9 protein-coding genes and 1 CRISPR repeat array are annotated in these 19,256 nt (G+C 39.9%); all 9 genes read left to right on the plus strand.

Going from position 1 to position 19,256, the window contains the following annotated elements; genetic code table 11:
• The first annotated feature begins 9 nt into the window (after positions 1 to 9).
• A complete protein-coding gene (cas3, locus tag M9426_RS05265) occupies positions 10 to 2,589 on the plus strand; it encodes a CRISPR-associated helicase Cas3' (RefSeq protein WP_250341543.1) in 2,580 nt (859 codons plus the stop codon).
• A 198-nt stretch (positions 2,590 to 2,787) separates the two neighbouring features.
• Positions 2,788 to 3,492, plus strand: a complete 705-nt coding sequence (gene cas5c, locus M9426_RS05270) for a type I-C CRISPR-associated protein Cas5c (protein ID WP_250341544.1) — start codon at positions 2,788 to 2,790, stop codon at positions 3,490 to 3,492.
• Positions 3,493 to 3,505: 13 nt separating this feature from the next.
• Positions 3,506 to 5,470: a type I-C CRISPR-associated protein Cas8c/Csd1 gene (gene cas8c, locus M9426_RS05275; protein WP_250341545.1), complete on the plus strand. Its 1,965-nt coding sequence runs from the start codon at positions 3,506 to 3,508 to the stop codon at positions 5,468 to 5,470.
• Entirely contained in the window at positions 5,463 to 6,314 is an 852-nt protein-coding gene (gene cas7c, locus M9426_RS05280; RefSeq protein WP_250341546.1) for a type I-C CRISPR-associated protein Cas7/Csd2, read from the plus strand. The genes cas8c and cas7c overlap by 8 nt, the downstream gene beginning before the upstream one ends.
• 1 nt (position 6,315) lies before the next feature.
• Positions 6,316 to 6,969: a CRISPR-associated protein Cas4 gene (gene cas4 / locus M9426_RS05285; protein ID WP_250341547.1), complete on the plus strand. Its 654-nt coding sequence runs from the start codon at positions 6,316 to 6,318 to the stop codon at positions 6,967 to 6,969.
• Positions 6,966 to 7,997 (plus strand): type I-C CRISPR-associated endonuclease Cas1c, encoded by a 1,032-nt coding sequence (cas1c, locus tag M9426_RS05290; protein ID WP_250341548.1) that lies wholly within the window; start codon positions 6,966 to 6,968, stop codon positions 7,995 to 7,997. The genes cas4 and cas1c overlap by 4 nt, the downstream gene beginning before the upstream one ends.
• Position 7,998: 1 nt before the next feature.
• Positions 7,999 to 8,292: a CRISPR-associated endonuclease Cas2 gene (gene cas2, locus M9426_RS05295; protein ID WP_005955246.1), complete on the plus strand. Its 294-nt coding sequence runs from the start codon at positions 7,999 to 8,001 to the stop codon at positions 8,290 to 8,292.
• Between the two features lie 131 nt (positions 8,293 to 8,423).
• A CRISPR array of direct repeats spans positions 8,424 to 16,885; the repeat unit is 32 nt; unit sequence GTCGCACCCTTCGCGGGTGCGTGGATTGAAAT.
• Between the two features lie 20 nt (positions 16,886 to 16,905).
• Positions 16,906 to 17,100: a hypothetical protein gene (locus tag M9426_RS05300; protein ID WP_250341549.1), complete on the plus strand. Its 195-nt coding sequence runs from the start codon at positions 16,906 to 16,908 to the stop codon at positions 17,098 to 17,100.
• 452 nt (positions 17,101 to 17,552) lie between these two features.
• A complete protein-coding gene (locus tag M9426_RS05305; RefSeq protein WP_250341550.1) occupies positions 17,553 to 19,256 on the plus strand; it encodes a proline--tRNA ligase in 1,704 nt (567 codons plus the stop codon).

Below are 19,256 nucleotides of genomic sequence, written 5' to 3' on the forward strand. Positions count from 1 at the left end.
AGGTGGTTTATGTTAGATAAATTGTACGCACATATTGATAGGGACAAGATAGAAAAGAAGCAAACTCTTTACACTCATCTTTTAAAAACTGGACTTGAGGCAAAGAAGATAGGCGAAAAAGTTTATATGGGAAATATCAGCTTTTTAACAGGACTTCTTCACGACATAGGCAAGGCCAGCCTTGACTTCCAAGATAAAATCATAAAAAATTCAAACAAAAAAGTAGACCACTCAAGTCTTGGTGGTCTATTTGTCGTGAAAATTTACAAGTCAGTTTTTGATGAAATTTTGGTTAGTAAAGACCAATCTATTTTGGACTTGAAAAGTGTTTTGGAAAAAGATAAATTGACAATCTTAGACTTAAGCGACTATATAAACATTTTGATTTATACAATTATGTCCCACCACGGTCAATACGACATGGTGAGGAAGAATGAAGACATGGCCTATGTTTTGACTAGTCTTGATAGGCTGAAAAAAATTGAAAAGTCCCCTTATAGGTTTGGCGAAAGTTTGCAAGAAAGCCTTGATATTGATGACTTCTATAAAGAAGTTGAAAAATTTTATGAATCAAAAGGAATTTATATAAAAGATATTTTTTGTAAGGGATTTTTAGAATATCTTGAAATAATAAAAAAATTAAAGAATTCTGCCAAAGAGTACTCAAAGAATAAAGAGTATGAGGCTCTGTGCTTATACAAATCGCTTCTTATTAGGCTCTTGGTTTCTATTTTAAAATCTGCAGACATTAAGGACACCATAAATGCTTATGAGAATATAATTGTTGACGAAGACCCGGAAAACTTAAGGCAAGTAGAAAAAAGATTTGAAGAAAACATTAATAAAAAATACGCATCTTTTGGAGAGCCTGAAGGGAAGTTGAATGTTTTGAGGAGAGAAATCTCTGAAGATATTCTAAAAAGATCTAAAGAAGATGGACTTGGAATTTATAAACTAGACCTTCCAACAGGTGCAGGCAAGACTCTCTTGTCCCTTCGCTATGGAATAAATCAAATGAACTATCAAGGCAAGGATAGGTTCTTTTATGTCACATCTTTTCTTTCAGTCCTTGAACAAAACGCATCCGAGATGAGGAAAATTTTAAACGATGATGACTTTATCTTGGAACACCATTCCAATGTTGTTGACGATAAAGATGAAATTGAAAATGATGACAGAGACGATGAACTAGATGTAGTGAAGAAGAAGTTTCTTCTCGATGATTGGACTTCGCCTGTTATTTTGACAACCATGGTCCAATTTTATAATTCTATATTTAAGGGTAAGTCAGCTAATCTGACAAGGTTTAAGTCTCTTATTAATTCTGTAATTATTCTGGACGAGTGGCAGTCGATACCTACAGAATTTTTATATATGACTAACCTTGCCCTTAACTTTATGAAAATAGTGATGAAAACAACTCTTGTTTTATCAACTGCAACTCAGCCTACAAATGCATCTGTATCTCTTGACCACAAACTATTTTATGGAAATTTAGATGGAGAAAATGAAGATATTATTGATAATAAAAATTATGATTTCTCAGCCTTTGAGAGGGTCAAGTTAAAAATTTATGGAGACATAAATAAGATGTATGGAATTGAAGACATAAGGGATCTAGTCTTGGAAAACTTGGACAAGTCTAATTTAATTATTTTGAATACAAAAAAACTTGTGAGAAAGTTATATGACTTGCTTGAAAATAATTATGAAGATAAGGACCTATATTATCTAACGACTAATTTGACAGCTAGCGACAGGTTAAAAAAGATTGGAGAAATAAAAAAGAGGTTACTAAAGGGAGATAAAATTTGTGTAGTTTCAACTCAACTTATTGAAGCAGGAGTGGATGTGGACTTTGACCTTGTCATAAGGTCACTCTCTGGTATGGACTCAGTAGTTCAAGCCATGGGAAGGTGCAATAGAGAAGGCCATCGTCATTCTGCCTTCACCTACCTCATAAACCTAGATAAAAACGAAGAAAAAACTTCTATGTTAAAGGGTGTTGATGAAAGAAAGACTGCCTGCAAGGCTGCTCTCAATACATCAACAGAAGACCTAGATATAAAGAAGTTAACCGAAGAATATTTTGAGAAATTATATGCAAACTTAAAAGGAGACCAATACTCTGACGTCTTAAAATTATTGGCTGAGAATAAAAGAGTCGCAGGTGATTTTCAAAAATTAAACAAGGTGAAAAAAGATCTAAAAGAAGTAGCTGGATACTTATATGATGAAAAGAGACAAATTTACTTTGATTTATTTCAATCTTTTAAGGAAGCCTACAAAGGATTTGAATTAATTGAAGACAATAACAGAAGCGCCATTGTTGACTATGAAGATACAGCAGAAGATTTAAATAAATTGAGAGATCTTTCCTTAAAATTATATGGAGATGATTATCTAAAAAATTTGAAAGAGCTAAAGAAAATAGTAAAAAAACTTTCAAGGCACACTGTAGCTCTCAATAAAAAAGATTTGGATTCTTGTGACAATGTTCTAGATGGAAAAATTTATATTCTTCCAAACACTTATTACAATGAAAAATTTGGAGTAAGTTTCGATGAGTTTGGATTAATAATGAATTAAAAAAGAAAAAAGACCCTTATTAATAATAGGGTCTATCCTCAATAAAAGAATATTTCAATCCACAGCTTTCGCTGACATTTTTATTATACCAAAAAAATTTAAATTAAAACAGTTGACAAAATTATTCCTAAATAATAGAATGAATACAAAAGAAGATGATATCGTTTTCGCAAAATAAAAACAAAGGAGGTGTTATTAATGAATAAGTCAAAATACTTTTTCGCAAAAGTATATGGTGACAGGGCATTGTTTACTTCACCAGAAAGTAAGTCCGGGGGAGAAAAAATCTCGTACAGCGCTCCTACAAGAGAAAGTTTGAAGGGAATAATTGATGCAAATTATTTTAAGCCCACTATTACAAATGTAATTGACGAAGTTAGGATCATGAATAAAATTGAATCTTACACTCAAGGCATGAGACTTCTATTAAGAGACTATAGCGCTGATTTATCCGCATATACCTATATCAGTGATCCCTGCTACTATGTAAAATTTCACTTTGAGTGGAATGAAGACAGGGAGGACCTAAAGAATGACAGAAACTTTTTGAAGCACGAGGCCATAACAGAAAGATCTCTAAAAAGAGGAGGAAGAAGATCAATCTTCCTAGGAGTTTCTGAGTGCCAAGGCTACATTGAATACTTGACAGAAGAAGAGTATGAAAATGACAAAGGGTATTACGATGATACTAATTTAGGTTTTGGATTGATGTTAGTTGGACTAATTTATCCAAAGAAGTCTGGCGAGATGTTAAGGTCAGCCTATGGACCAATAAATATGAAAAATGGAAGAATTACTTTTCCAAGGCCCGAAGACTGCCCAATAATAAATGAAGTTTCAAATTATTCCTTTAAGGAGCCTGACCTCACAAGAACAGTAGACCAAGAATTAGAAGACTATTAATGGAGGTGATATATTGAGTTTTTTAACTGCCTTATACAATTCATATAACTTTGGACTCGAAAATAGTTTGATTGGAGATCTAAATGATAAGTCGAATTTAATACTTCCAATTTATCACAACTCTATGAAGTCCAATGGTAAGAATATTGTTGAAATTTTGATTAATGATAAAAGTGAATTAGTTGATGCAAATTTTTTGGATGATGGTGACCTTGTAATCTTTCCGGTAACAGAAGATTCTGTTGCAAGGTCTAGCGGAGTTGCACCTCATCCTCTCTTCGATAACTTTGATTATGTAATCCAAGACAAGACAAAGAAGTCTGAAGCCTATATTATCCAACAGGAATCCTGGCTTAATTCCGACAGAGATGACTTTGTACAAATTATTCACGACTATATAACAAAAGAAAAAGTTTTTGAAGATATACTTTCAAAACTTTATAAAGATTATAAGATTACAAAAGATAAAGTTGTTGAATATGTAGATAATTCTGAAAAAAAACCGAAGACTGTGACTGTAGATTTTTCGAAGATATTTTTAACTTTTGCTGTAGAAAACTATGAGGGCAAGAAAAACCTAAGCCTATCAGAAAATAAAAACTTGCAAGAAAAATTTATAAGATATACAGAAGAAAGTTTTGAAAGAGACAAGGACTCTGAAAAAATAATTTGTAACATATCAGGGAAAGAAGACTTTTTGTGCTTAAAGCACAAACCTCTCATTGGTTCTGCAAGACTTATATCTCAAATAACTGCAAACAATGAAAACTTCCTTGGTAGGTTTGATAAGCCTGACGAAACTATAAAGATTGGAAAGGACTCAAGCCAGAAAATTATACAAATGGCTAAGGCCCTCTTAAGTGGTGAAAATACTTCTAGGTGGCTTGGAGAATTTACTTATGTCTTGAGTTGGTTTTCTGATGATATTCAAAATAAGACTGAGATGGATGTAACTAAGAAGCTAGAGAAAAGTCTCGAAGAGTCAAATAAAGCTGGCTCCCAAAATCGCCAATTATTTATGCTGTCAGAAGATGATTTAAAAGAAATAAGTAAAGAAACTTCCATGACTATAGGGGATAAAACATCTGAAGATATTGTTAGATCTTTTACCAGTGGCAGGATAAGATTTAACGAAGACTCTAAGTACTACATTGCAATAATAGACAAAGTAAGCAATGGTAGGGTTGCCCTTAAATATTTTAAGGAAATGGATTCTTCAATACTCAAGGAAAACTTGGTTAAGTGGCAAGGTAAATACAATTGGCCTAGATATACTAAGGAAATAGGTAGACACCTATACACTCCAAGTCCCTTTGCTCTAATTCAAACAGCCTATGGAGTTGAAAGAGAAAAAGGCTTAGAAGTATCGAAGAAGAGTTTCTCCACTGATCAATATAAGAACATCATTATGGCCATAGTTGAAGGCAGAGACATGCCTCAAAATATAATTAGAGCCATGGAATTAAATATAAGAAATAGATTAAGCTACGATAAATCATGGCAACAAGTTAAGTTGTGTGCCTTGGCAATCCTAAAAGATAAGGAGGGAATTAAGGGTAATATGTTGGATAGAAAAGAAACAGACAGGTCTTACTTATTTGGTAGGTTATTAGCTCTTTACGAAAGATTAGAAAAGTTGACCTACGATATGGACAACGAGAGAGTTACAAATGCAGAAAAACTTTGGACTAGCTATGTCAACAAGCCAGTGACTATGAATTTGAGACTTAGAAATTTAATTAGACCTTATGAAGATAAACTAATTAACAATGAATCTAAGAGAGGAATATATTTCAAGATAAAAAGAGATATAGGAGAAGTTACTAACTTAATTAGTGAAAACTACGATTATAAATTAAAAGAAACTAATAGGCCATTGGGATCAGGTTTTATATTTGGTTATGAAGCTCAAATGGCAGATTTATTTACTAAAAAAGAAGATAAAGAAAACTTAGAAAGTGAGGAAAAAAATGATTAACAATAAGGTGGATTTTATTTTTACAATTGAAGTTTCTGGAGCCAACCCAAATGGAGATCCTCTAACAGGTAATATGCCAAGAATTGATAACAGAGGATTTGGCGAAATCTCTGATGTTTGCTTAAAGAGAAAAATTAGAAATAGAATGCAAGACATGGGACATGATATCTTCGTAAAGTCTCTTGATAGGAGTGATGATGGTTTTAGGTCTCTTCAAAAGAGATTTGAAGATGTATTTAACAAAGAATCTGACGAAGAAGTTGAAAAAATGGCAAATGAAAAGTGGTTAGATATAAGGTCCTTTGGTCAAGTATTCACTTACCAAAAAAGAGCTCTAGGTATAAGAGGACCAGTTTCTATATCCATTGCAAAATCTATTGAGCCAATAGAAATAACAACAATGCAAATAACAAAATCTATAAGCGGTATGGAACCAGCAGCTGGAAAAACAAGATCTGCAGATACAATGGGAACAAAACACTTTGTGGACCATGGAGTTTATGTAGTTAATGGCAGTATAAATTCTTACTTTGCAGAAAAAACTGGCTTTGACCAAGAAGACGTTGAAACTATAAAAGAGTGTATAAAAACTCTATTTTTAAATGACGTATCATCAGCAAGACCAGATGGATCCATGGAAGTTAAAGATATCTTTTGGTTCAATCACTCATCAAAGGTTGGCGATGTGTCAAGTGGAAAGATTAAGGACCTACTAGAATACGAACTACCTAACGCAGAGGACTTAAAAGTAAAATATGAAGATTACAATATTAGACTAGACCAAGAAAAATTAAAAGAATATGAAGAAAAGGGTTTGAGAGTAGAACACATTCAAGGAATATAAAATGTATGCTGAAGATGACTATTTAATGTTAAATGGAATACAACATTTTTTATTTTGCAGGAGACAGTGGGCCCTTATCCATATTGAAAATATTTGGACGGAAAACTCCTTTACAGCAGAAGGTCAAGTCATCCATACGAAAGTAGACCAACCCTTCATAAAGGAAAAGAGAAAAGACATAATAATATCAAGAGCCATGTCAGTGAGTTGCAAATCTTTGGGACTCTCTGGCAGGCTAGATGTAATTGAATTTCACAAGTCAGATGAAGGAGTAGAATTAAAAAACAGAAAGGGTAAGTGGCTACCTGTAATCGTAGAATATAAAAGAGGAAAGAAGAAAAAATACAACTACGACAATGCTCAGCTTATGGCACAGGCAATTTGTATAGAAGAAAACTTTAAAATCAAATTAGACTACGGCTATCTTTATTACAATGAAACAGACACAAGAGAAAAAGTTGAGTTTACAGGTGAGCTTAGAGAACTGACAATAAAAGCAGCCCAAGAAATGCACTATTATTACAAGAATAAAATTATACCAAAAGCAGAAAATTATAAAAATTGTAGGATGTGTTCCTTGTATGAAGAGTGCAAGCCTAGGTTAACAAAAAAGATAAAAAATGTTGGGAACTATATCTATGGGGCAGAATTATGAAAAAATTACTGAACACCTTATATATAACAAATCCTAATTATTATCTGAGAAAAGAAGGGAGAAATATTTCCATAACAGAGGATTCAAATAGAATCGCAAGATACCCTATCCACATATTAAAGCAAATAGTTTGCTTCAATTACATGGGCGTCAGTCCAGACCTTATGAAGATGTGCATGGAAGAAAATGTGGCAATAACATTTTTTACACCCTACGGAAAATATTGTGGAAGAGTAATAGGAGCCTCTTATGGAAATATTTATACGAGAAAGAAACAATACAAAATGCAAGACTCAGAAGAGTCTTTAGATTTTGTAAAAAATATAATTTATGCTAAGGCCTACAATTCCAGGAAGGTTTTAATAAGAGGGAAGTTAGACAATAAGGACAAGGTAGATGTTAAAAGGTTAGAAGAAGTAATAGAAGCAATAAAACTTTTAATGTTAGAAATAAAAAATTGTGAAAACAAAGATAGTGTAAGAGGTATTGAAGGAATAATAGCAAAAGGCTACTTCTCTGTATTAGATGAATTAATAATAAAACAAAGAGAAGATTTCTTCTTTATAGATAGGAGTAAAAGACCGCCCATGGATAGGTTTAATGCCCTTATATCCTTTCTCTATTCTCTACTTACCAATAATATAGCTGCAGCCCTTGAAGGAGTAGGGATAGACTCTTATGCAGGATTTTTTCACACAGATAGGCCAGGTAGAGTTAGTATGGCACTAGACATAATCGAGGAGATGAGAGCCTTTCTAGTTGATAAGTTTACACTTTCAATGATAAACTTAAATAGAATAAACAAGAACCATTTTGAAGTCAAAGAAAATGGAGCCACACTCCTAAATGAGAAGGGAAGACAGGTAGTTTTAGAAAACTGGAACAAGAGAGAACAAGAAGAAATCTACCATCCATTTTTAGAAGAGAACATTAAAATTGGACTGCTTCCTCATGTGCAAGCCCTCTTATTGAACTCTTACCTAAGAGGAGACATAGAGGCCTATCCACCCTTTATGATAGGAGGCTGAAATGCAAGTGTTAATTACTTACGATGTAGAAACAGTAACACCAGCTGGCAAAAAAAGATTAAGACAGGTAGCAAAAGTCTGTCTTGATTATGGACAAAGGGTACAAAACTCAGTCTTCGAATTAAATATTTATCCAGCAGACATGGTAGAAATAAAGAGCAAATTAGAAAAAATAATTGATCCCAAAAAAGACTCCATAAGGATTTATAACCTAGGGAAAAATTGGGAGAGGCGAGTTGAAAGTCTGGGAAGAGACGATACTTATAACCCAGAAAAAGATCTATTGATCTTGTAGGACTCGTGAGATTTGGACCTGGACATAAAAAGCCCAGACCTAACTCATAAAAAACAAGGAAAAAAGAGACAAAACTCTTTAAAAAATGATTAGCTGTATTTTTTAGTAGGAGATAATAGCCAAAAAATACAGTCGCACCCTTCGCGGGTGCGTGGATTGAAATCGTCTTATCTTCTGTAGTTGCACCTTCAATATTTGGGTCGCACCCTTCGCGGGTGCGTGGATTGAAATCAAAGGACTTTTGCCTTGTCATCAGTTTTCTTACGTCGCACCCTTCGCGGGTGCGTGGATTGAAATTTTCCAATTATTAGCCATCATTGAGTTGGGACAGGTCGCACCCTTCGCGGGTGCGTGGATTGAAATTAAAAAAGCATACCCTAGAATGGCTTAAAATCAAACGTCGCACCCTTCGCGGGTGCGTGGATTGAAATTGATCTAACTTATCATACTTTTTATTGTCCTTGAGTCGCACCCTTCGCGGGTGCGTGGATTGAAATATTTAGAGATAAAGATTAGGGGGGATCTAATGGCGTCGCACCCTTCGCGGGTGCGTGGATTGAAATTCAAGTAACTAAGGGTGCAGTTTATGCTACAGCTGTCGCACCCTTCGCGGGTGCGTGGATTGAAATAATACCATTTGTCTAAAGCTTCTAAGGTCTTGAGCGTCGCACCCTTCGCGGGTGCGTGGATTGAAATATTATCTATAAACGAAATATCCACACCACCAAAGCGGGTCGCACCCTTCGCGGGTGCGTGGATTGAAATATATCTTCAGAGATGTTTTCTTTGTAACCTGCTGGTCGCACCCTTCGCGGGTGCGTGGATTGAAATGCCTTGATTGTTTTCTAAAGCTTCTACGCTACTAGGTCGCACCCTTCGCGGGTGCGTGGATTGAAATAAATCAATCAACTCATTTATCTTTTGATCTATCTGTCGCACCCTTCGCGGGTGCGTGGATTGAAATACCTTTACTTTTTCTCCTAAAAAGCTCTCAACTAGTCGCACCCTTCGCGGGTGCGTGGATTGAAATATATCCTTTTTTTATTCCGTCTATTTCTTCTTGGGTCGCACCCTTCGCGGGTGCGTGGATTGAAATACTCACAGAGGAGCAAGTAGAAAGAGCCAAGGAGAGTCGCACCCTTCGCGGGTGCGTGGATTGAAATTTGTCTACCCCTAAATGTAAACGGTTGGCTTTTGGTCGCACCCTTCGCGGGTGCGTGGATTGAAATTTATTGTGAGGAGGTGAGAAAAATGAAAATCTTAGGTCGCACCCTTCGCGGGTGCGTGGATTGAAATATTGTTTCTTTAAAATCTTTATCACCGTATGGAACAACAGTCGCACCCTTCGCGGGTGCGTGGATTGAAATATTTACACAATCTTACACGATTTAAGTCCTCTACAAGTCGCACCCTTCGCGGGTGCGTGGATTGAAATATTGTTAATGATAATATTAGCAACTTGTTTAATGTGTCGCACCCTTCGCGGGTGCGTGGATTGAAATTATCCTAGAGCTATGGCAAAAAGCAAAGGTAGCAGGTCGCACCCTTCGCGGGTGCGTGGATTGAAATTTCTATTGTGTCTGTGATAAATGCCCATGAAAATGTCGCACCCTTCGCGGGTGCGTGGATTGAAATAATTAAATCACTTGGTAACCAATACATTTGCTTTAGTCGCACCCTTCGCGGGTGCGTGGATTGAAATTGATTATCACTTAAAAAGATTACCAAAGAAGCTAGGTCGCACCCTTCGCGGGTGCGTGGATTGAAATAACAACAAGCTTGAGAAAAAAGCTTTGACTTATGTGTCGCACCCTTCGCGGGTGCGTGGATTGAAATACCCTTGATAGTGGGTGGCTCCCGTGGTAGCGTACAGTCGCACCCTTCGCGGGTGCGTGGATTGAAATAAGGAGGAAATATTATGTTTAAAAAGAAAAAAGCCGTCGCACCCTTCGCGGGTGCGTGGATTGAAATGACATGGAAGCAGGCGAAGCAGGTCAAAAGATGGCGTCGCACCCTTCGCGGGTGCGTGGATTGAAATACAGTTAGTAGCAACAGGATATTTACTTACAAGGGCGTCGCACCCTTCGCGGGTGCGTGGATTGAAATTTGTCGGATCAGGCATAGATTTAACTGTAATCGCGTCGCACCCTTCGCGGGTGCGTGGATTGAAATATAAACATGGACGAGTTTGCGGACGACCATCAAGTCGCACCCTTCGCGGGTGCGTGGATTGAAATGTTATCAATCCGAGCCTAAGGGAGATCCCGAGAAGTCGCACCCTTCGCGGGTGCGTGGATTGAAATCTTTACCACTGTGGAGCTTTGGTCTCTTGCAAGAGTCGCACCCTTCGCGGGTGCGTGGATTGAAATAGCTTTAAGGCTAACGACCCAGACGGAGACGATATCGTCGCACCCTTCGCGGGTGCGTGGATTGAAATTAAACTACCGACGAGGTGGTAAGGGCCATGCCATGGTCGCACCCTTCGCGGGTGCGTGGATTGAAATGGATCTCGCTATAAAAAGGACAACGACTTTTTGGGTCGCACCCTTCGCGGGTGCGTGGATTGAAATTTTGTCATCATCAAAAACAACCTGCCCGTCAGCAGTCGCACCCTTCGCGGGTGCGTGGATTGAAATGAATCCTGCTGCATCTGATGGTAGAACGTAAGCAGTCGCACCCTTCGCGGGTGCGTGGATTGAAATAAATTTTTGTCCTTCCATATAGGCGGTGCAATAGGTCGCACCCTTCGCGGGTGCGTGGATTGAAATATAAATTTACAAAGCAAAGAGAACATCGAAGAATATGTCGCACCCTTCGCGGGTGCGTGGATTGAAATAATTATGTACTGATACAAGGATTTGAATTTGGTTACGTCGCACCCTTCGCGGGTGCGTGGATTGAAATAAAATTACATGGGCATTAGAGATTATCTGCGTTGAGTCGCACCCTTCGCGGGTGCGTGGATTGAAATTCATCAAGTACCTTTCCAATTTCTGTTGGATCTCCGTCGCACCCTTCGCGGGTGCGTGGATTGAAATGATCAGGTTGTTATGCACATACACGATGAGGTGGGTCGCACCCTTCGCGGGTGCGTGGATTGAAATGATTAAGAGGTATAACTGCTTCGTGGTCTCCACCTGTCGCACCCTTCGCGGGTGCGTGGATTGAAATCTTTAAGATACTTGGATATATCCTCGTTTGATATCGTCGCACCCTTCGCGGGTGCGTGGATTGAAATAATGGATATGAAGTTAAATATTACATCGGCACAGGGTCGCACCCTTCGCGGGTGCGTGGATTGAAATATCAAAAAGATATCCACAGACCTTGGCTATGACGGTCGCACCCTTCGCGGGTGCGTGGATTGAAATAAAAATTCGGAGTAGGGATTGACCTTGTCCTCTATCGTCGCACCCTTCGCGGGTGCGTGGATTGAAATAACCCTAACTTTGATGCCCTAGAAAAAAACAAGGGGTCGCACCCTTCGCGGGTGCGTGGATTGAAATTTGCTTGACTACTCATACACTGATAACGACAATGGTCGCACCCTTCGCGGGTGCGTGGATTGAAATATAAACATGGACGAGTTTGCGGACGACCATCAAAGTCGCACCCTTCGCGGGTGCGTGGATTGAAATTGCAAGTAATGGCAATATCATTTCCGCCGCACTTTGTGTCGCACCCTTCGCGGGTGCGTGGATTGAAATTGGCATGGCATAGATCCTCATGCCTTTAGTGTGTAGGTCGCACCCTTCGCGGGTGCGTGGATTGAAATAGCCTTTGCTTGTGCAGGTCCTTGGGCAGATTCCTGTCGCACCCTTCGCGGGTGCGTGGATTGAAATCTCTCTAAGCAAAACCATTCTGAATGATTTTTCGTCGCACCCTTCGCGGGTGCGTGGATTGAAATATCTTTAAATACCTGACATTCGATTTGGAAAGTTGTCGCACCCTTCGCGGGTGCGTGGATTGAAATGTTTCGTTGTGATCCACCACTTAAAAGCGGCGATTATGTCGCACCCTTCGCGGGTGCGTGGATTGAAATTTTGTTTCTTCATACTCGCTATCATCCAACAACATCGTCGCACCCTTCGCGGGTGCGTGGATTGAAATTCGTCCATGAGTGCCCCTATGTGGTCAAGATAGTCGTCGCACCCTTCGCGGGTGCGTGGATTGAAATTTTGTTTCTTCATACTCGCTATCATCCAACAACATCGTCGCACCCTTCGCGGGTGCGTGGATTGAAATATCTCATATTTTATTTGCTAATTTCTTGCTTCCATGTCGCACCCTTCGCGGGTGCGTGGATTGAAATAAGTTTGTCATCTTTGTAAATAGCAAATCCCTTAGTCGCACCCTTCGCGGGTGCGTGGATTGAAATGGTTTTGGAGCTTAATAGGTGGAAGTTAGAAATTAGTCGCACCCTTCGCGGGTGCGTGGATTGAAATAAAGCCATGGAATCTGGCTTAGAAAAGCTAGAAGGTCGCACCCTTCGCGGGTGCGTGGATTGAAATACCTTTTTGCGGTCGTGCCTGTAGTCACTCCTTACGTCGCACCCTTCGCGGGTGCGTGGATTGAAATAGCATTATTTGTGGAAAAGCAAGAAAGCCCTGATGGTCGCACCCTTCGCGGGTGCGTGGATTGAAATAGAAATGACTTAAAAAAGGCGGTGGATTGATGATAAGTCGCACCCTTCGCGGGTGCGTGGATTGAAATATTAGATAGAGCGGTATTTTTACTAAAAGATTCAGTCGCACCCTTCGCGGGTGCGTGGATTGAAATATGACAATAAAATTATTGAAGTATGGGAAATTGACGTCGCACCCTTCGCGGGTGCGTGGATTGAAATGAAATAAATACTGGAGATGTTATAAGCACAAATAGTCGCACCCTTCGCGGGTGCGTGGATTGAAATGTATATCCTATTATTTTCTGTATTTCTTCTACTGATGTCGCACCCTTCGCGGGTGCGTGGATTGAAATGGATGAAAAAGCTGTGCTAAAGTCATATTTTTCCCGTCGCACCCTTCGCGGGTGCGTGGATTGAAATCTTTCTAACTCGATTATTTTTTCTACAATCTTGCGTCGCACCCTTCGCGGGTGCGTGGATTGAAATATATTGCAAGCAAAATATAAATTGTTGCCCTGCGCGTCGCACCCTTCGCGGGTGCGTGGATTGAAATTTCTAAAACTTCCTTAGATAAGTTCAAAACAACTTGTCGCACCCTTCGCGGGTGCGTGGATTGAAATGTTAAAACAACAACACCATCATCAAGTTTAAATTCCGTCGCACCCTTCGCGGGTGCGTGGATTGAAATACATTGTTAAGTTATTGAGGTGAAAGAATGACAGGTCGCACCCTTCGCGGGTGCGTGGATTGAAATTGGCTTGTGTCCGTCATACTGTGGTGCTTTCTCTAGTCGCACCCTTCGCGGGTGCGTGGATTGAAATATACATACCAGCTTCCCGCCCCTAGCCTAATCTTAGTCGCACCCTTCGCGGGTGCGTGGATTGAAATCAATATTTACATCACAATAAGAATCTCCAAAGTTGTCGCACCCTTCGCGGGTGCGTGGATTGAAATGCGTTGAGCATACTGTTCTTTCGGCTGTTTCATAGAGTCGCACCCTTCGCGGGTGCGTGGATTGAAATAAAAGAATTACAAGAAAAACATCCCGAATTATACGTCGCACCCTTCGCGGGTGCGTGGATTGAAATCGAATTAGCTGCCAAGATGGGTGTTGCCTTTGACGTCGCACCCTTCGCGGGTGCGTGGATTGAAATATTTTTGACGATTTTTGACGAGATTTGACCGAGTGAGTCGCACCCTTCGCGGGTGCGTGGATTGAAATTTTAAGTGGAAATCCTGATTATTTATCTTTAAATGAGTCGCACCCTTCGCGGGTGCGTGGATTGAAATTTCCTCAACATACTGCTTAAAATCAAGCCAAAGTTTGTCGCACCCTTCGCGGGTGCGTGGATTGAAATGGTTACGATCCTTATGAGATGTGTACAAACCTAGGTCGCACCCTTCGCGGGTGCGTGGATTGAAATCACACCTCCGTCATTTTTACTAAGCCGTATTTGACCGTCGCACCCTTCGCGGGTGCGTGGATTGAAATTGACAAAGCAAGCCTTGACAAGGAAAAGTTTTTGGTCGCACCCTTCGCGGGTGCGTGGATTGAAATGATGATACCTGGTTAAAAGAGTGGTTTGAGTATGGCGTCGCACCCTTCGCGGGTGCGTGGATTGAAATTCTCTTGGTGTAGACCAGGGGAAAGCAAGTATATCGTCGCACCCTTCGCGGGTGCGTGGATTGAAATGCAAAGCTAATTGGGGCTATGGCAAGTGAGACAAGTCGCACCCTTCGCGGGTGCGTGGATTGAAATGATATCAAAAATCTTAACCTTGCATCAGTAAATCGTCGCACCCTTCGCGGGTGCGTGGATTGAAATCTTGACTTACACAGATAACGAAGAAGACGAGAGCGTCGCACCCTTCGCGGGTGCGTGGATTGAAATTCATTTTTTACACTCCCCAGTGCCACCTCTTCAAGTCGCACCCTTCGCGGGTGCGTGGATTGAAATCTTTTATTGCGCCGCTTATTTGGTTAATAAGTCCTGTCGCACCCTTCGCGGGTGCGTGGATTGAAATGCCTGTTATCCTTGCCCTTGCTATATTGTTTATTTGTCGCACCCTTCGCGGGTGCGTGGATTGAAATCTTTTATTGCGCCGCTTATTTGGTTAATAAGTCCTGTCGCACCCTTCGCGGGTGCGTGGATTGAAATGCCTGTTATCCTTGCCCTTGCTATATTGTTTATTTGTCGCACCCTTCGCGGGTGCGTGGATTGAAATAAGTAATTCACTTTGTAGTCCCTGATGTCAAAAAGTCGCACCCTTCGCGGGTGCGTGGATTGAAATAAAGGTTTTTCCCCTGCTCTCAAGGTAGTTGTAAAGTCGCACCCTTCGCGGGTGCGTGGATTGAAATTTTTTCAGAATCAGATACGAATCTTTTAGAACTATGTCGCACCCTTCGCGGGTGCGTGGATTGAAATTCACAATTTCAGACATAGACCCAGCAGCTTCAGAGTCGCACCCTTCGCGGGTGCGTGGATTGAAATTATTATATTCTACTAAATTCTATTAGTTTCTACTGTCGCACCCTTCGCGGGTGCGTGGATTGAAATATTGGTTAAGTTTGACAAAACAATTAACGCACTTAAGTCGCACCCTTCGCGGGTGCGTGGATTGAAATCTATCAGGAAAACTTGAACAACTCTATAAATAAATGTCGCACTCCCCGTGAGTGCGTGGATTGAAATCAAGCAAGGCTATTGAGAATATCCCTATCTTAATCGTCGCACTCCCCGTGAGTGCGTGGATTGAAATGAAAGGATGCTTAGAATTAACATGCCAGCAGACCTGTCGCACTCCCCGTGAGTGCGTGGATTGAAATATATACTTCCATCAGTCTTTCCAAGTAGTCTTTAGCGTCGCACTCCCCGTGAGTGCGTGGATTGAAATTTACATTTGCAATTAAAAGAAAAAGAAGAAATTTGTCGCACTCCCCGTGAGTGCGTGGATTGAAATAGATTCCCTCTCGTCATGTTTTTTTTGGTTCAATGTCGCACTCCCCGTGAGTGCGTGGATTGAAATCTGTTGCTGAAACTACCACTTCTATTAGAGGTATGGTCGCACTCCCCGTGAGTGCGTGGATTGAAATTACTAAATACTTAAATATCTCAAATATAGAATCAGTCGCACCCCTCGCGGGTGCGTGGATTGAAATCCATCTAGTGGGAATGCCAAAAAGCTTTATGTTGAGTCGCACCCCTCGCGGGTGCGTGGATTGAAATAAAAGTATTGCCACGAATGTGGTCAAAGATTGGAGTCGCACCCCTCGCGGGTGCGTGGATTGAAATATGTGAGGAATACACAAAGGCCTATGTGGACCTTGTGTCGCACCCCTCGCGGGTGCGTGGATTGAAATCCGTTGATGATTATGTCTTTCTTTTCCCACAAACTCAGTCGCACCCTTCGCGGGTGCGTGGATTGAAATAATGGAAATCCCGAAAACGGAGGCGCCGAACTTCGTCGCACCCTTCGCGGGTGCGTGGATTGAAATGGTATTGAGGGAACGGATAAGGTAAGAATTGAAAAGTCGCACCCTTCGCGGGTGCGTGGATTGAAATAAAAAACTTTAGAAAACTTAATAAATGTAATTAATTTGTCGCACCCCTCGCGGGTGCGTGGATTGAAATTTAGATGAAGGCGGAAAGCAAAAATCCATCACAATTGTCGCACTCCCCGTGAGTGCGTGGATTGAAATTTTATAGAGGTTAAGAACTCTAAGGGCAGATTGAGGTCGCACCCTTCGCGGGTGCGTGGATTGAAATAAGTCTTGGGAAAAATATCTATGTAGACTTTGAAAGTCGCACCCTATACGGGTGCGTGGATTGAAATGGCAGTAAGCCAAGAGGTCTCGTCCTTTTTCAGTGTCGCACCCTATACGGGTGCGTGGATTGAAATTTTGGTATCATCAAGAATTAAGTTCATAGTAGTTTGTCGTACTCTTCACGGGTGCATGAATTGATATAAGAAATGGAGATGATAATATTGAAAGAATTGAAAACATCTGAGGCACAAAGACGAGCAACGAAGAAGTGGGAACAGAATAACCCGGAGGCTAAAAGATATAGTCGTAATAAGGGTAATGCGAGAACATTTGCGAGGAAATATGCAAAGACTTTGGAAGAAGTAGAAGAGTTGGTAGAGATTTTCAAAAATGAAAACCCTAACTATAAAAAATAAAAGGTAAATTTAGCCGTACTCCATGTGAGTGTGTGGATTGAAATTCCATATATCGGCAACCCTTACCGCTGATACTGGTGTCGCACCCCTCACGGGTGCGTGGATTGAAATTTGGGTTCAAGTCCCATCCTTAGCACCATTTTGTCGCAAACTTTTTTATGAAGAAATTAAAATATTTTAAAAATATGCCTAACCTAAAATTTTTAGGTTAGGTTTTTTGTTGTTGAAAATTATTATGAAGTCATTAAATGATAAGATGTAGAAAATTTTATAATTTTATAAAATTATTAATTTATATATAAGAAAGTCACAAGGCCCTATAAATAAATCTAACAATTTTGTGAAGTCTTGGGGTCTTTATAGTATAATAAAAATAGCGTGCTATGAGATTTTACCTAAAAACTTGTAGAATATAATTTTATTTATTATAATACTTTTATTATGGAGGTAATATGAGATTATCAAAACTGTATATGCCAACTCTTAGGGAGGATCCACAAGATGCTGAGATCGCATCTCACAAGTTTCTTCTAAGGGCAGGTATGATTAGAAAATCTGCTAGTGGTGTCTATACATACTTGCCACTTGGCTATAGATCTATTAGAAAAATTGAAAATATTGTTCGTGATGAAATGGATAAGGCTGGTGCTATGGAGATTTTAATGTCTGCCATCCAACCTGCTGAGATTTGGAAAGAGTCTGGTAGATGGGAAAAGTTTGGACCAGAGATGTTTAAGTTAAGAGACAGAAATGATAGGGAGTTCTGCCTTGGACCTACTGCTGAGGAATATTTCACTACTCTTATTAGGGATGAGGTTAAGTCTTACAAGGACCTTCCTCTTAATCTTTACCAAATCCAAACTAAGTACAGGGACGAAAAGAGACCGAGATTTGGTATTAATAGGGCGAGAGAGTTCTCTATGAAGGATGCCTACACTTTTGACACTTCACCAGAAACTCTTCACACTGCTTACATGAATATGTACGAAGCTTATGAAAAGATTTTTGACAGACTTGAGCTTGATTATAAGATTGTTGAGGGCGACAATGGTGCCATGGGTGGTACTGGTTCTCACGAGTTCATTGCTCTTTCTGAGACTGGCGAAGGTGTAATTGTTTATTCTGAGTCTGGCAAATTTGGTGCTACTGAAGAGAAGGCTCCTGTTGAGTATATTCTTCCTCAAGCTGAAGACAAGAAGGACTTAGAAAAAGTTAACACTCCAAATGCAAGCACTATTGAAGAGGTTGCCAACTTTTTAAAGGTGGACCCAAAGAAGTGTGCTAAGGCGATTGATTTAATGCTAGGCGATGAACCTGCTCTTGTATTTATTCCTGGAGACAGGGAACTTAATCTTGCCAAGCTTGTTGCTTACACTGGTACTGCTGAACACGACATTAGGATGATGGAAGATAGTGAAATCGAAGCTATTAAGTCTAAACCAGGCTACACTGGTCCTCTTGGTCTTGATGTTAGGATGATTTTTGACAAGAGAATCACTGAGATGGATAACCTTGTTGTTGGTGCCAACGAAAGTGAATACCACTACATCAATGCAAACTACGGTCGTGACTTTGAAGGCGAAGTTGTTGATGACCTTCTTCTTGTTGCTGAAGGGGATAAGGTCCCAGGAACTGATGAAGTTTATAAGTTTGCAAGAGGTATTGAAGTTGGGAACATATTTAAATTGGGTACTAAGTATTCAGAAGCTCTAAATGCAACTTACCTTGATGAAAATGGCAAGGCAAATTACTTCTACATGGGTTCTTATGGTGTTGGTGTAACAAGATCTGTTACAGCTGTTATTGAACAAAACCACGATGATAATGGAATCATCTGGCCAATGTCTGTGGCACCTTATGAAGCAATTGTTACTATAGTAAACACTAAAGACGAAGAACAAGTTGCTCTTGGAGAAAAAATTTACAAGGAACTTGAAGCTAAGGGTGTCGAAGTCCTACTTGATGATAGGAAAGAAAGACCTGGAGTTAAGTTTAAGGATAGGGACCTTATTGGTATTCCACTAAGGATTACTTGCGGCAAGAAGTCAGGAAAATCTATTGTTGAGTATTCTACAAGAAGAGAAATGGAAAATTCTGAAATTTCTGCTGATGAGGCAATCAAAAACATTTTAAGTGAAGTAGAAAAGGTTAGATAA

This window comes from Peptoniphilus genitalis, assembly GCF_023614525.1.
GTDB classification, from domain to species: Bacteria; Bacillota; Clostridia; order Tissierellales; family Peptoniphilaceae; genus Peptoniphilus_A; species Peptoniphilus_A genitalis.

Coding starts and splice junctions, on each gene's coding strand:
- cas5c (WP_250341544.1), top strand. CDS start 2,788: ATGAATAAGTCAAAATACTTTTTCGCAAAAGTATATGGTGACAGGGCA.
- cas4 (WP_250341547.1), top strand. CDS start 6,316: ATGTATGCTGAAGATGACTATTTAATGTTAAATGGAATACAACATTTT.
- M9426_RS05305 (WP_250341550.1), top strand. CDS start 17,553: ATGAGATTATCAAAACTGTATATGCCAACTCTTAGGGAGGATCCACAA.
- cas3 (WP_250341543.1), top strand. CDS start 10: ATGTTAGATAAATTGTACGCACATATTGATAGGGACAAGATAGAAAAG.
- cas2 (WP_005955246.1), top strand. CDS start 7,999: ATGCAAGTGTTAATTACTTACGATGTAGAAACAGTAACACCAGCTGGC.
- cas1c (WP_250341548.1), top strand. CDS start 6,966: ATGAAAAAATTACTGAACACCTTATATATAACAAATCCTAATTATTAT.
- cas7c (WP_250341546.1), top strand. CDS start 5,463: ATGATTAACAATAAGGTGGATTTTATTTTTACAATTGAAGTTTCTGGA.